This window comes from Cupriavidus basilensis (assembly GCF_029335485.1).
Lineage (GTDB): Bacteria > Pseudomonadota > Gammaproteobacteria > Burkholderiales > Burkholderiaceae > Cupriavidus > Cupriavidus basilensis_E.
The window spans coordinates 1-14212 of record NZ_JARJLM010000399.1; the positions used below are offsets into that span (position 1 = coordinate 1).

Annotated in this window: 14 protein-coding genes and 1 pseudogene; 11 read left to right on the forward strand and 4 right to left on the reverse strand. The window is 66.6% G+C overall.

What is annotated here, in order from left to right; genetic code table 11:
- The 5 genes and pseudogenes from P3W85_RS23810 to P3W85_RS23830 form a co-directional block, all read left to right on the forward strand.
- Positions 1-294 (forward strand): annotated as a pseudogene (locus P3W85_RS23810) (DNA polymerase III subunit delta'); the annotation flags it as partial.
- An 89-nt stretch (positions 295-383) separates the two neighbouring features.
- Positions 384-830, forward strand: a complete 447-nt coding sequence (locus P3W85_RS23815; RefSeq protein ID WP_276266586.1) for a PilZ domain-containing protein — start codon at positions 384-386, stop codon at positions 828-830.
- Between the two features lie 48 nt (positions 831-878).
- Complete coding sequence (locus P3W85_RS23820; RefSeq protein WP_276266587.1) at positions 879-1400, forward strand: GNAT family N-acetyltransferase; 522 nt, start codon at positions 879-881, stop codon at positions 1398-1400.
- Positions 1401-1544: 144 nt separating this feature from the next.
- Positions 1545-2339, forward strand: coding sequence for a TatD family hydrolase (locus P3W85_RS23825; protein ID WP_276266588.1), 795 nt, complete (start codon positions 1545-1547; stop codon positions 2337-2339).
- On the forward strand, positions 2332-3030 hold the full coding sequence (locus P3W85_RS23830) for an ankyrin repeat domain-containing protein (RefSeq protein WP_276266589.1): 699 nt from the start codon (positions 2332-2334) through the stop codon (positions 3028-3030). Before P3W85_RS23825 ends, P3W85_RS23830 begins: the two co-directional genes overlap by 8 nt.
- A gap of 68 nt (positions 3031-3098) precedes the next feature.
- Here P3W85_RS23830 and egtB read toward each other — a convergent pair whose 3' ends face one another.
- Together egtB and P3W85_RS23840 are read right to left on the reverse strand one after the other, a co-directional pair.
- On the reverse strand, positions 3099-4388 hold the full coding sequence (gene egtB, locus P3W85_RS23835) for an ergothioneine biosynthesis protein EgtB (protein ID WP_017230734.1): 1290 nt from the start codon (positions 4386-4388) through the stop codon (positions 3099-3101).
- A 207-nt stretch (positions 4389-4595) separates the two neighbouring features.
- Positions 4596-5222 carry a TetR/AcrR family transcriptional regulator gene (locus tag P3W85_RS23840; protein WP_017230733.1) on the reverse strand — a complete coding sequence of 209 codons (627 nt, stop codon included), beginning with the start codon at positions 5220-5222 and terminating at the stop codon, positions 4596-4598.
- A gap of 220 nt (positions 5223-5442) precedes the next feature.
- Here P3W85_RS23840 and P3W85_RS23845 point away from each other — a divergent pair, with 220 nt between their 5' ends.
- The 3 genes from P3W85_RS23845 (at position 5443) to P3W85_RS23855 (ending at position 9061) form a co-directional block, all read left to right on the forward strand.
- Positions 5443-6243: an SDR family NAD(P)-dependent oxidoreductase gene (locus tag P3W85_RS23845; protein WP_276266590.1), complete on the forward strand. Its 801-nt coding sequence runs from the start codon at positions 5443-5445 to the stop codon at positions 6241-6243.
- Positions 6244-6324: 81 nt separating this feature from the next.
- Positions 6325-7446: a DUF5938 domain-containing protein gene (locus tag P3W85_RS23850; protein ID WP_276266591.1), complete on the forward strand. Its 1122-nt coding sequence runs from the start codon at positions 6325-6327 to the stop codon at positions 7444-7446.
- Positions 7447-7522: 76 nt separating this feature from the next.
- Entirely contained in the window at positions 7523-9061 is a 1539-nt protein-coding gene (locus tag P3W85_RS23855; RefSeq protein ID WP_276266592.1) for an acyl-CoA synthetase, read from the forward strand.
- A 97-nt stretch (positions 9062-9158) separates the two neighbouring features.
- Here P3W85_RS23855 and P3W85_RS23860 read toward each other — a convergent pair whose 3' ends face one another.
- Positions 9159-9779, reverse strand: coding sequence for an FMN-dependent NADH-azoreductase (locus P3W85_RS23860; protein ID WP_017230729.1), 621 nt, complete (start codon positions 9777-9779; stop codon positions 9159-9161).
- A 147-nt stretch (positions 9780-9926) separates the two neighbouring features.
- Between P3W85_RS23860 and P3W85_RS23865 the strand changes: the two genes are divergently transcribed.
- The gene (locus P3W85_RS23865; protein ID WP_276266593.1) at positions 9927-10883 is read left to right on the forward strand and encodes a LysR family transcriptional regulator; all 957 of its coding nucleotides are present in this window, start codon (positions 9927-9929) and stop codon (positions 10881-10883) included.
- Between the two features lie 182 nt (positions 10884-11065).
- Positions 11066-11479 carry a DoxX family protein gene (locus tag P3W85_RS23870; RefSeq protein WP_276266594.1) on the forward strand — a complete coding sequence of 138 codons (414 nt, stop codon included), beginning with the start codon at positions 11066-11068 and terminating at the stop codon, positions 11477-11479.
- 9 nt (positions 11480-11488) lie between these two features.
- Here P3W85_RS23870 and P3W85_RS23875 read toward each other — a convergent pair whose 3' ends face one another.
- Positions 11489-12706 (reverse strand): EAL domain-containing response regulator, encoded by a 1218-nt coding sequence (locus P3W85_RS23875; protein WP_276266595.1) that lies wholly within the window; start codon positions 12704-12706, stop codon positions 11489-11491.
- A gap of 255 nt (positions 12707-12961) precedes the next feature.
- Here P3W85_RS23875 and P3W85_RS23880 point away from each other — a divergent pair.
- A partial coding sequence (locus tag P3W85_RS23880) for a DNA translocase FtsK 4TM domain-containing protein (RefSeq protein ID WP_430869602.1) occupies positions 12962-14212 on the forward strand: 1251 nt, incomplete at its 3' end.

Sequence of the window (14212 nt, forward strand, 5' to 3'; positions counted from 1 at the left end):
GATGCGCTCGCCGCCGCCGAGCAGGTCCAGAAGCTGCCGGTGCCGTCGGTGCTTGGCATCCTGCAGCGCTGGACGTACGATCTGCTGTCGGCCCAGTTGGCGGCAGCCCCGGCGCCGCGCTATTTCCCGCGCGAGCAGGCGGTCCTGGCGCGCTGCGCGCAGGCTTCCGACGCGCATCGGCTGCAGGCGTTCCTGGCGCGGCTGGTGACCTACCGCCGCAGCGAGAATCACCCGCTGGCGGCGCGGCTGGTGATGGAAGCGGTGTTTCTCGAGTACCGGCAGTTGTTCCAGTAAGTCCAGGTCTTCAGATAAGTCAGATAAGTCAGATAAGTCGAATAAGCAAAATAAGGCCTCAAGGCCATCTCTGTAACAAGGGGTCAGTCATGAACACAGCAGTGACAGGGGCACGGGGCGCCAGCGTTCCCGGCGCCGCAGGCGTGGGCGCGGCGGGTGCGGGCGCCGGGATCGGAGCCCCGACAGTGCCGGGCGCGCCGTCGCGGCCGAACGTGCTTTCGCTCTCGATCAAGGACCAGGCGGGGCTCTACGGCGCCTATATGCCATTCCTGCAGCGCGGCGGCATCTTTGTGCCGAGCAACCGGCCTTTCCGCCTGGGCGAACAGGTGTTCCTCGTGCTTTCCCTGCTCGACCGCCCGCAGAAATACCAGGTCGCGGGCCAGGTGGCCTGGATTACCCCGGTGGGCACGCCGAACAAGACGCCCGGTATCGGGATTCACCTGCCGGACGACGAGAATGGCCGCAACCTGCGCCGTGCCGTGGAGGAAATCCTGGGCAAGACCATCGAGTCCGGGCGGCCCACCCAGACTCTGTAGCTGACTTTAACTTTATTGCCTAAATGGTTGTTTCAGAAGAATTCCCAAATGAGTGATTCCGGTTTCTCCCTCAGAATCGCGCAGCAGGACGACCTGCCCGCCATCGTTGCCATCTACAACAGCACCGTTGCGTCGCGCATGGTTACGGCCGACACCGAGCCGGTTTCGGTGTCGTCGCGCCAGGCCTGGTTCGATGCCCACCAGCCGGAGCGCCGGCCGCTGTGGGTGGCGGAGGACCGGGACGGAAACATGGCCGGATGGCTCAGCTTTTCCGACTTCTACGGACGCCCGGCCTACGGCGCCACCGCCGAAGTCTCGATCTACCTCGACGCCAGCCGCCGCGGGCAAGGCCTTGGGCGCTACCTGTTGCAGCAGGCGATCGCCCATGCGCCGCAGATCGGGGTGAATACCCTGCTGGGCTTTATCTTCGGCCATAACGGACCGAGCCTCGGCCTGTTCGCCGCGCTCGGTTTCGAGCGCTGGGGCAACCTGCCGCGCGTGGCCGTGCTCGATGGCGTGGAGCGCGACCTGGTCATCCTCGGGCGGCATTTGACGAAGCCGGCGGAGTAAGACCGCCCCGGGCACGCCGGGAGGCCCATCGGGCGGTTCGGCACGCCCGATGGTCCGCCATGCGGCTGGCATGCCGGTGCGACCGGATACAATGGCAGGCGGCGCCGCCCCGAGCGGCGCCTCTATCCGGAAAAAGCCACCCCCATGTTTGTCGATTCACACTGCCACCTCGATTTCCCCGACCTGGCCGCGCGCCTGCCCGAATTGCTGGAGAACATGCGTGCCAACCAGGTCTCGCATGCGCTGTGCATCTCGGTCACGCTGGAAGATTTCCCGCGCGTGCTGGCGCTTGCCGAGCAGCATCCGCACCTTTACGCCACCGTTGGGGTGCACCCCGACTACGAGGAAGGCGAGGAGCCTACGCTGGAGCGCCTGCTGACGCTCTCGCAGCATCCACGCGTGGTCGGCATTGGCGAGACCGGGCTTGACTATTACCGCCTGAACGGGCGCAGCGTGGCGGACATGGAGTGGCAGCGAGAGCGTTTCCGCACCCATATCCGTGCGGCGCGGCAGACCGGCAAGCCCCTGATCATCCATACCCGCTCGTCCGCCGACGACACCTTGCGCCTGATGCGCGAGGAGGACGCGCGCGCCGCGGGTGGCGTCATGCACTGCTTCACCGAGAGTTGGGAGATCGCCAGGCAGTCGCTGGACGAGGGCTTCCATATCTCTTTTTCGGGCATCGTCACCTTCAAGAACGCGGTGGAGTTGCAGGAGACCGCGCGCAGGGTGCCGCTGGACCGCATGCTGATCGAGACCGATTCACCTTACCTGGCGCCCGTGCCCTACCGCGGCAAGACCAACCAGCCAGCCTGGGTGCGTCATGTGGGAGAGTTCATCGCCGATCTGCGTGGCATTCCGGTCGCGCAGCTGGCGGAACAGACATCCGATAATTTCTTCAGGCTTTTCAAGCATATAAACAGGGAATCTCATGTTTGACATGAAATCGTTCCGAGGCCTTGCCGCCGCTGCGGCGCTGCTGGCCAGCACCCTCGCATGGGCGACGCCGGCCGACGATATGCGCAAGGCGGTGGAGTTCGACGACGCCAATACCGCGCAGAAACTGCTGGCGCGCGGAGTCGATCCCAACCTGGTCGACGCCAAGGGCAACCCCATGCTGATAGTGGCGCTGCGGGAGAAATCGCTGAAGGTGGCAAACGCGCTGATCCGCGCCAAGAACATCGATTTCGACAAGACCAACGCCGCCGGCGAGACGCCGCTGATGATGGCCAGCCTGCAGAACGAGATCGACATGGTCAAGCTGATGGTCGACCAGATGGAGGTCGAGATCAACAAGACCGGCTGGACGCCGCTGCATTACGCCGCCACCAACGGCAACAACGAGATCGTCAAATTCCTGGTCGACCACGCCGCCTATATCGACGCGGAGAGCCCCAACGGCACCACGCCGCTGATGATGGCGGCGCGCGGTGGGCATATCGAGACGGTCAAGCTGCTGCTGGACGAGGGTGCCGACATGCGGCTGAAGAACCAGCAGGGCATGACGGTGATCGATTTTGCCGAGCGCTACCACCAGGCGGAAATCGCCGACGGGCTGAAATCGCGCTGGCAGAAGCTGTATCCGCAGGCGCCGCAAGGCTCGCAAGCCCCGCGCAAGGGCTGGAACTGACCTGAAGGCGGGAAGACGGGCGGGCGCCTGTCCACGTTCGCCCGTTTCCGCGCCATCTCCCGCCCCGGCTAGGCGTCGTCGGCAAGGCGCACGCCGGTAAATTGCCAGCGCTGGTGCGGGTAGAAGAAGTTGCGGTAGCTTGCCCGGATATGCGATTCCGGCGTCACGCAGGAACCGCCGCGCAGCACCATCTGGCTGCACATGAACTTGCCGTTGTATTCCCCCACCGCACCGGCGCCAGGGCGGAAGCCCGGATAGGGCTGGAAGCCGCTGGCGGTCCACTCCCACACGTCGCCAAACATCTGGCGCAACGCGCCGGCGGTGTTCTGGCGGTCGGGCAGCGGCCGCAATACGCGTCCCTCGACAAAATTCCCCGTGGCTGGCAGGTTGCGCGCCGCGTGCTCCCATTCCGCCTCGGTGGGCAGGCGCCGCTCGGCCCAGCGGGCGAAGGCGTCGGCCTCATAGAAGCTGATATGCGTGACCGGACTGTCGGGATCCACCGGCTGCATGCCGCGCAAGCTCATCTGCCACCAGGTGCCGTCGCGTTCCTCCCAGTACAGCGGTGCCTCGATACCCTGCTCGCACACCCAGCGCCAGCCGTCCGAGAGCCACAGCCCGGCGGCACGGTAGGCGCCATCCTCGATAAATTCAAACCATTGCCGGTTGCTGACCGGATGCGAGCATAGCTGGTACGGCTGCAGCAGCACGTTGTGGCGCGGGCCTTCGCAATCGAAGGCGAAACCGTCGCCGTCATGGCCGATGGCGACAATGCCGCCGGCCAGGCTGATCCATTCCGCCGCGGGGCGCGGATCGGCGATCACCGGTGCCAGCAGCTCGGGCGCGAAGGCTGGCTTCAGCGGGTTTTGCGCAAACAGGTGAAGGATGTCGGTCAGCAGCAGCTCCTGGTGCTGCTGCTCGTGATTCAGTCCGAGTTCGATCAGCGCCGCCTCGGCATCGGTCTGGGCGCTGATGAGCAGGCTGAGCATGGTCTCGTCGACTGCCTCGCGGTAAGCCAGGACCTCGTCCAGCGAGGGCCGCGTCAGCAGCCCGCGGCGCGGGCGCGGGTGACGCGCGCCGACCGACTCGTAATAGGAATTGAACAGGTAACGGTACTGCGGATCGACCGGTTCATAGTCCGGAATGCGGGCCGTCAGCACGAATTCCTCGAAAAACCACGTGGTATGCGCGAGGTGCCATTTGGCGGGACTGGCGTCATCCATGGACTGCACCGTGGCATCGGCGTCGGTGAGATCGGCCACCATGGCCTCGCTGGCCGCGCGCACGTGGCGGTAGTGGGCAAGCAATGCGGGCTCGTGCGGAGGGTGCACGGCGCTGGCAGGCAGCAGGGCAGAGGACATGCGGGCTCCCGGATCGGACTTTGCATCTGCCGCGGATGCCGCTGCGAGGGCGGCTGGCCGTGGCGTGTGGATTGCGGACAGGTTCCGATCCAGGCTCGCGCAGCAAGGCCGGGCGGGCTTCCCCCTGGATGGACGTGCACCGAAACCGCTCAGGCGTTCGAAACCATCATAGACCCGATTCGGGCGGCGGGCATAGCAGGCATACGCCTACAGAGCCGGCGGCTGCGCGCTGGCGGGCTGGCCAAACAGATAAGAGAGCGCCTGTCCCACCTCGGCCCGCAGCGTGGCAACGGCATTGGGATCGCCGGACAGGTGGCTCAGCAGGCAGCGCTGGAACAAGCCGTCGAGCACGGCATAGGCTGCCGCCGGGGACATGCAGGCCGGGGTGCCGCGCAGTTCCGCAAACCGGCCGACGATGCGCCAGGTCATGTCCTCGAGGCTCTGGTCTATCTCCACGACATCCGCCCGGAACGCCGCTTCGAACAGGGATTGCGCGCGCAGGTCGTACCACAGCCGGTGCATATGCGCCTCATCGCGCAGCGTGTCGCCAAGGATGGTCAGGAAGCCCTCCGTCAGCGCGTCATAGCTGGTGGCTTGCGCCAGCACCTTGTCATAGCGGGTAACGCAGCGGGCCTTGTACTGGCGCACGCTGCAGACGATCAGGTCGGTCTTGTCGTTGAAGTAGTAGTGGAGCACGCCATGCGAGAACTCGGAGTTCTGCGCGATCTCGCGCAGGCTGGTCCGTGCATAGCCCAGGGCCGCCAGCGTAGCCAGCGCGGCTTCGCCGAGCTCGGCGCGGCGTTCGGCGAACTTGTCCACGCGTTTGCGCGGCACTCTTTGCGGGTGCCTTTCCTGCTGTTCTGCCATGTCTACGCTTGCCGGCATGGGGCGCCGTCGGTTGCTCCAGTGTCCGGCAAGCATAGCATGCCCGCTGCGGCCGTTGCGCAATGCAAACCCAATATTTTGGACAGTTGCCCAATAAAATCTTGACAGGTGTCAAGTCGATTTCTAGGCTGAGTACTCCATCCGCATAACAAACCTACAGGAGACAGCGATGGCACGATTCGACCTGACAGGGCGCAAGGCCCTGGTGACCGGTGGCGCCCGCGGTATTGGCGCGGGTATTGCCGAGGCGCTGGCCAGCGCCGGCGCCTCGGTCATGATTGGGGACGTTCTGGCCGAGCCTGGCCGTGAGACCGCGGCCAGGATTGCCGTCACGGGCGTGCAGGCGGGCTTTGTCCCACTGGACGTGACCCGAGACGAAAGCTGGGCCGAAGCGGTTGCCGCCACCGGCAGCGTCCTCGGCGGCTTCGACATCCTGGTCAACAACGCGGGCATTGAAATCACCTCGCTGCTGGCCGATATCGATGCCGCCGACCTGCGGCGCATGTTCGACGTCAACGTCATCGGCACGGCGCTTGGCATGAAGCATGCGTTCCGCGCCATGCGCCCCGCGGCCAATGGCAAGGGGGGCGCCATCGTCAATATCTCCTCGGTTGCGGCCACCATCGCATTTCCCGCCATCGCCGGCTACTCGGCCACCAAGTCCGCAGTCGACCGCCTGACGCGCGTCGGTGCGCTGGAGTCGGGCAAGCTCGGCTACGGGGTCCGGGTCAACTGCCTCTATCCCGGGCTGGTGCCGACCCAGATGGGCATGCAGCTTGCCGACGACCTCGTGGCCGCCGGGCTTTGGCCCACCACGGAAGCGGCGGTGACCGACGTGATCGGGCAGACCCCGCTGGGCCGCCTGGGCGACGTGACCGACATGGCGGACGCCGTGCTCTTCCTGTGCTCCGACGCTGCCCGCTTCATCACCGGCGCCGGCCTGCCCGTCGACGGCGGCATGGGCATGTGAGGCGGCACGCGCGTTCTCCGGCAAGAGAAACAATGGGAACAACTGGAATAGTTGGAATAGTTGGAACAAGAGGAGACATCCATGAGCAAGAAAAAACCCGTCGTGGTCTACGGCGCCTCAGGCTATACCGGGCGGCTGGTATGCGAATACCTGCGCGAGTTCAACGTGCCCTTTATTGCCGCCGGTCGCGATGCAGCCCGGGTACAGGCCGTGATGGACAGGATTCCGGGCATCGAGACGGCCGACTATGAGGTGGTCGGCGTGGAGCACACCACCGAGGCCCTGACCGAACTGTTCCGCGGCGCCAGGGTGGTCAGCAATATGGTGGGCCCATTCATCAAGCTGGGCGGGGAGGTGGTCGAGGCTTGCCTGGCGGCCGGCTGCCACTACGCCGATACCACCGGCGAGCAGGACTGGCTGCTCGAAGCCCAGTCGCGCTGGGGGACCAGGTTCCAGGAAAAAGGCCTGCTGCTGTCGCCCGGCCTGGCGCAGATGTACACCACCGGCGAGATTGCCGCCAATATCTGCCTGGAAACGCCGGGGCTGGATACGCTCGACATCCTGGTGCTGTGGAAAGGCTTCCCGACCTACGCCTCCACCCAGACCATCTTCACCATCCTGAAAGCCAAATGGTATTACCTGGCCAATAATCAGTATGCCGAATGGGCGCCGGGCACCAGTTTCGAGGTGAATGTGCCCGGCCAGCACGAGAGCGCGCTGGCCCTGCCCTGGGGCGGCACCTGCCACCCGGTCTGGTTCAAGGACGACCCGCGCGTGGCCAATTGCAGGGTGGCCGGCGGCGTATTCTCCCGCGAGGTGATGAAGGGTGTGATCGCCACCGCGCAGATGGTCGAGGAGAAGATCAAGGTCTTGCCCATCGACCAGCAGGAAGCGGCACTGGCCGAGATCGCGGCTTCGGTGCAGGCGGGCATGCCGCCGCGCGAGAATCCGCGCCTCAACAGTTCGCTGGATTCCGTCTATGCCTCGGGGCCGCTGGGGCGGGCCCATTGCGTGATCCACGGCAACTGCAACTACAAGCAGACCGGCCTGTTGCAGGCTTATGCGGCGTACTCACTGCTCCAGCAGGCTCCCCGGCGAGCCGGGCTGGCATCGGGCTGCCAGGCTTTCGGTCACCGGGAACTGCTGGGGGTGCTCAAGAGCTTCGGGCTGGTGATGGATCCCGTGCTGACCGTGCACCGTTGAGCAGCCCGCCGTCAGCCTTTGATGCTCCCGGGCCTGCACGCGGCAGGCCCGGGCACCTGTGTTTTCGGAGAACCGCATGCGTTTGATCGATTATCTGGACAAAGGCGCCGCCAGGGACCCGGCGGCGCCGTGCCTGACCATGGGCGACGCGACCCTGTCCTATGCCGAAGTCCAGCAACTGAGTTGCCGGGTAGCCCGCGCGCTGTGGCGCGACGGTATCCTGCCGGGCGAGAAGGTGGCGGTGCTTTCGTCGAACGACGCTACGGCGTTTGCCTGCGTTTTCGGGCTATCGCGCGCGGCGGCGGTATGGTGCCCGATCAACCCGCGCAACGAAGCGGCTGAAAACCGCTATGTGCTCGATGCCTTCGATTGCACCTGCCTGATCTTTCATAGCGCCTACGCGCCGCTGGTGGCGCAGCTGCGCGCCCAGCTTCCCAGGCTGAAGGTGCTGGTCTGCCTGGACCAGCCGCAGGCTTTCGCCCCCGCGCTGGCAGCATGGCTGGAGAGCATACCCGGCGATCCGCTGGAACAGGCCGTTGCCGACGACCTGGTCATGATCGCCGGCACCGGCGGGACGACCGGCAAGCCAAAGGGCGTAATGCTCTCGGGCCGCAACCTGGAAGCCATGTCGGCACTGACCCTGATGGGCTACCCGTTCAAAGGGCGGCCCGTGTACCTGGCGCTGGCGCCCCTGACCCATGCGGCGGGCGTGCTATGCCTGCCGATGATGGCCCTGGGTGGCGAGATCGTGATCATGCCCCGGCCCGACCTGGGCGAATTCCTGCGGCTGGTGGAGCGCCATCGCGTGACGCATACCTTCCTGCCGTCCACCCTGATCTATATGTTGCTGCAGCATCCGGCACTGGCGGGCGCCCGGCTCGATTCGCTCCAATGCTTCTGGTACGGCGCCGCGCCCATGTCGGCGGCCCGGCTGGAAGAGGCCCTGCAGCGGATCGGCCCGGTCATGGCCCAGCTATTCGGGCAGACCGAAGCACCGATGATGGTTTCGATGATGCCGCCGGACGATCATTTCAACCCGGACGGATCGGTGGCGCGCGAGCGGCTGGCATCGGCCGGGCGCCCGGGGCCGCTGGTGCAGGTGGCCATCATGGATCCCGACGGGCGCCTGCTGCCCAATGGCGAGAGCGGCGAAATCGTGGTGCGTGGCTCGCTGGTCATGATGGGCTACTACAAGGATCCCGCCGCCACGCGTGAGGCTTCGCGCCATGGCTGGCACCATACCGGCGACATTGGCTACCTGGATGCCGATGGTTTCCTCTACATCGTTGATCGTGCCAAGGACATGATCATTTCGGGCGGATTCAACGTTTACTCCACCGAGGTGGAGCAGGCGCTGATGCAGCACCCGGATATACAGGACAGCGCGGTGGTCGGCCTGCCCGACGAGAAATGGGGCGAGCGGGTGGTCGCCGTGCTGCAGCTTCATCCCGGGCGGGCGGTCGATGTCGAGGAGGTCAAGGCCTTTGCCAAAGCGCGCATCGGCAGCGTGAAGGCCCCGAAGCAAGTCGAGGTCTGGCCGGACCTGCCCCGCTCCAAAGTGGGCAAGGTGCTGAAGAGGGACGTGCGGGCCACGCTGCTGGCTCGCTTGCCGTAACCCGGGCGTGCCGTTCCGGATGGCAATGCTCCCGCCGGCATGGCTGCGGGCGGGAGCGGGTCTTGCTGCGCGGCGGCGTGCTGCCGCCGGGCCGGGATCAGGCGGCCAGGGCGGCGCCGTCGTTCAGGGCTGCCACATCGGTGCGGGCCGCAGCCAGGCTGGCTTCACGGGCTTCGGGGCCGAACGCCAGGCCGTGCGCGCGCACATAGGTGATATCGGTGATGCCGAGGAAGCGGAACACCACGTCGACGGTCTGCTCATGCAGGTCCAGCGCACTGGCGTCCTGGCGCACGCCGCCGCGCGACGACACCACGATCACGCGCTTGCCACCGGCCAGGCCCACCGGACCGGACTCGGTGTACTTGAAAGTACGGCCGGCCTGGGCGATGCGGTCGATCCACGATTTGAGCTGGCTGGGAATGCTGAAGTTGTATTGCGGCACGCCCACGACCAGCACGTCGGCTTCCAGGAATTCCTTGAGGAAGGTTTCGGTGCGTTGCAGTTCGCTTTCCTGCACGGCGTTGAGGCCGTCCTTCGGACCGCCCAGCACGGGCAGCAGGTGACCGGACAGGTGAGCCGGGGCGTCCTGGTCCAGGTCGCGCACGGTCAGGCTGGCTTCGGGGTGCCTGGCGCGCAGGTCGGCCACGACCTTGGCGGTCAGGCTGCGGGAAGCGGAATGGCCGCCAAGTACGCTCGAGTCGATTTGCAGGATCTTCATGTTCATCTCCACAGGGGTTCGGGTTGATGAAGCAAAAGATAGCGGTCCGCCATTGATGCCGGTAGTGGGGCAAAATAGAACTTATTGTTCCAAGTGCAGAACGCCGGCCTGAATGATCCTGGCGCGCCCACCCCACAAGGAAGTCCGATGCAAGACCTGAACGATCTCTCTCTGTTTGCCCAGGTGGTCCAGCACGGCAGTTTCTCTGCCGCCAGCCGCGCCAGCGGCGTGCCCAAATCCCGGCTGAGCCGGCGCATTGCGCAGCTGGAACGCGATCTCGGCGTGCAATTGCTGCGCCGGACCACCCGGCAGGTGCGGGTGACGCCGATTGGCGAGGCTTACTACGAACGCTGCCGCGCCATGCTGGCCGAAGCGGACGCCGCGCGCGAAGTGATCGAGCAGGCGCGCGACCAGCCGGGCGGCACCTTGCGCGTGAGTTGCCCCGTGGCCATCGCACAGAGCCTGCTGGCGCCCGCCATCGGGCGTTTCATGCAGGCCAATCCCGGGGTGCGCATCGAGGTGGAGGCCACCAACCGCCGCGTCGACGTCATCGCCGAAGGCTTCGACCTGGCGCTGCGGGTGCGCGAGGTCATGGACGATTCCTCGCTGGTGGTCCGCACCTACGGCGAAAGCCCGCTGATGCTGGTGGCCAGCCCGGCGCTGCTGGACAGCATCGGCCGTCCGCGTACGCCCGAGGCCCTGGACGGCATGCCCGGCGTCAACCAGAAGCCGCACGATGGCAAGCACGCGTGGACCCTGACCTGCAACACCGGCCAGTCGATCCACGTGGTCTACGATCCCCGCCTCATTACCGATGAGTTCGCCCTGCTGCGCGAGGCGGCGATCGCGGGCGTGGGCGTGGCGATGCTGCCGCGCATGTTCTGCCGCGACGCCATCGAAAGCGGGGAACTGGAGGTGCTGCTGCCGCAATGGATCATGCCGGTTGGCACGCTGCACGCGGTATTTCCGTCCCGCAAGGGCATGCCGCCCGCGCTGCGGCGCTTCCTGGATTTTCTGGCCGATATCCTGCCCGAGACTGCCTGCAAGGCGGGCATGCAGCCCCCGCGCCAGCCCGGCATGCACCGCCCGATCAGCCAGATCTGAACAGGATCGGCCGGACCTGCAAGCACGCGCCGGCGCAACTTGCGGCTTTACCTTCACGGTTGGGCGCACTAAGGTACAGGTGCGAACCACGCGTGGAGTTATAGGCGCTTGGTTGGCGCCAGATGGCGTGGACTGCCTGCGTGCGGTGCATCGCTTTTCCAACCGGACAAGGAGTGGCGACCATGAATGGCTCCCAGGGATCCCAGGACCTCGGCAAGGCGGTACTGCGCATCGTGCTCGGGCTGCTGATCCTGCTGCACGGCATTTCCAAGCTGATCAACGGACCGGGGTTCGTGACGCAGATGGTGACGCAGGCAGGCTACCCGCCGGCCCTGGCCTACCTTGTCTATATCGGCGAGGTGGTGGCGCCGGTTCTGCTGATCCTTGGCATCTGGGCCCGGCTTGGGGCGGTGATCGTAGTCGTCAACATGCTTGTCGCGATCAGCCTGGTGCACACGAAGCAGCTGGGCATGCTGGCCGACACCGGTGGCTGGGCGCTGGAATTGCAAGGCATGTACCTTGCGGGCGCGCTGGCGGTTGCGTTGCTCGGAGCGGGTCGGCTGAGCGTGGGCGGCATCGGCGGCAGGTGGAACTAGCGCAAGCCTTCAGGGCGTCCATCGCCCCAGCGTCTCCGCCACGAACATATCGGGCGGCAGCGCTGGCGACCATAGATAGCCTTGGCCGAGATCGCAGCCCAGGGCCAGCAGCGCGTCGCGCTGGGCAGGGGTCTCGATGCCCTCGGCCACGCACTCCAGCTTGAGGTCGCGCGCCAGATTGATGACATTGCGGCAGATTGCCGCGCGCTGGCTGTTGCCGGGCACCGCCACCACGAAGGACCGGTCCAGCTTGATCTGCGTGAAGGGCAGGTCCGCCAGCAGCTTGAGGGTGGCGATGCCGATGCCGAAATCGTCGATCGCCACGCCGTAGCCGAGCAGCCGCAAGCGGTTCAGCGAGATCGACAGGGCACGGGTGTCATGCACCGGATAGCCTTCGGTCAATTCGATGATCAGGAGCTGGCGCGGCATGCCGCTGGCTTCCACCATGGCGTCGAAAGCGTCAAGCACGCCGGGCCGGCACAGTGTCTGGGCAGAGGCATTGATGCTGAGGGGAATGCGCACGCCGCGCGCCAGCAATTGCTGCTGCACCGTCAGGCATTGCCGGCCCGCCAGATGGAACACCGCATCGGCTTCGCCCAGCGCCTCCAGCCGGGGGATAAACAGGTCGGGCCGGATCAGCCCGAGGTCCGGATGGCGCCAGCGGCAGAGCGCCTCGGCGCCGGCGAGCTCGCCGCTGCCGATCCTGAATTGCGGTTGCAGCATGATAAAGATGGCGCCCGATGTCTTCAGCGCAGCCAGCAGCTCGCGGTCGTCAGGCTGGCTGGCCGGCGCCGCGGGCACCCGGGCGGTGAGATCGCGCTCCAGCGCATCCTGCAGGATCTCCTCGAGCATCACGACCGAGATCGGCTTGCGTACCGCCCTGACGTGGACAAGCCCGACGGAATCGGCCAGGCTTACATGGGAATCAATGATGTCATCCTCCAGCGCGGACACCCAAACCCAGAGTGGCTGGGCACCGGCAAAGGCATGCTCTGCGCGCCGGGTCAGTTCGTCCATCATGGCAGGTCCGTTGAGACCTGGCATTTCGATGTCGCACAGAACCAGATCGACCTTGCGCGCGGCCAGCAGGTCGAGCGCAATGCGGCCATCGGAGGCGCAATGCACGTCGCTGACGCCAAGCTGGGTCAGCAACTGCTCCGCGGCCAGCAACTGGAAAGGGTGGTCGTCGATCACCAGGGCCGATAGTTCGGCGTAGCGCGTCTGCATGGTTGACTCAGGCTGGTTGTCGGTGGGGTGGCGGAGGCAGAAGCGTTGGGATGAAAGCAGGTGCGCCTCATAGTAGCGTAGATGATGCATGCTGGGCATGGCTCTCGGCCGGCAGCGGCGGATCGCACGGCGGAGGAGGGAGGTTTTGCACGGAAATCTGGCGCTATTGCGCCACGGCGGCCATCTTGGGCGCAGGCACGGCGCCCAGACCCGCTACAATCGCAGCCCGAGGTATTTGATTATGGCGTTTCGATAATGGGTTTTGGCTGGTTCGGATTTTCGACCTTGTGGCTTGTGCCGCTGGTATGGCGGCTGGTGACGCGCCTGCTTGCCGGCGAGCGCCGGTTCTTGAGCGGCCGGGGCACGCTCCGGGTATGGGTGGGCACGCTGATCGTGCTGTGCGCGAGCGCTTCGCTGGAAGCGCTGACGGGCGCTGCGGGCGAGGCCGGCATGGCAGGCAGCACGTCGGGCGGCAGCGCCGGGCGTGCGCTGGGCGGGCTCGTCTCCGGCATGCTCGGCTGGAGCGCCAGCCTGCTGGTGATGCTGGGCGTGCTGGCGCTGGCCGCGCCGATGATCTTCGGCGAAACCTGGCGCAGCCTGTTCCTGCGCGAGCCCCGCCCCGCGGAGCCGGAAGAAGCCGATCTTGCACCGGCTCGCAGTGCCGTTCGTACACCGGTCCGCACCGTGCGCGAGCCGGACAACTGGGAAACCACGCACCTGGGCACGACGCATGGCGCCGTGCCGGGCACGAGCGACCATGTACCGCGCCACAAAGGCATCGAAGCCGTTTCGGCGCGGCGCCAGCCGGTCTGGCAACCGCCTGCGCGCACCCGCGAGTCGCCGCCGCAACCGGGCGAGATATGGCTCCAGCAGGCTGCGCCGCCGGAAGCCGCCGCGCCGGCACCGCAGCCGGCCGTGTCCAGGGCCCCCGCCAAGCCAGCGCCAGCGCGTGCCACCGGCCAGAACAGGAGCGCCAGCCAGGCTACCGCACGCACCGCATCCGCTGCGGCGGCCGCCACCACCTCGATCGCCGCGGCGGCGCAGCCCCGCACTGCTGCCATGGCGACGGCAGCGCAGGCTCGCAGCAGCGGCACCGCAACGGCCGCGACACCGCGCGCGAGTGCGGCCAGCAACCCCGTGCGCCAGCCGCAACCCGTCGTGCGCTCGGCCATCACCACCTTGCCGGAAGCCGGTTCGCGCACCGCCCGACCCGATGCGGGGAGAAACCCGGCCACCGCGCCGGCGGCCGTTGCCGCAGCGGCGCCCGCGTCCGTGCAGGCCAAGGCCGGCGGCGCCGCAATCCCGGTCGGTAACGCCGCACCTCAGGACGGTGAGCAGGGACAGGACAATACCGCGGATCACCTGCCGGGCGAACCGGCTGCTGCGCGGCAGGCACCGCCGGCTATGGCGGAAGCCGTGGCCGGACAAGCGCACACGCCGCCGGCACCGATCGAGCCAGTCGCGGTGCTGGAGGAGAAGACGGCCCCAGCGCAACCGCTCGCGGAG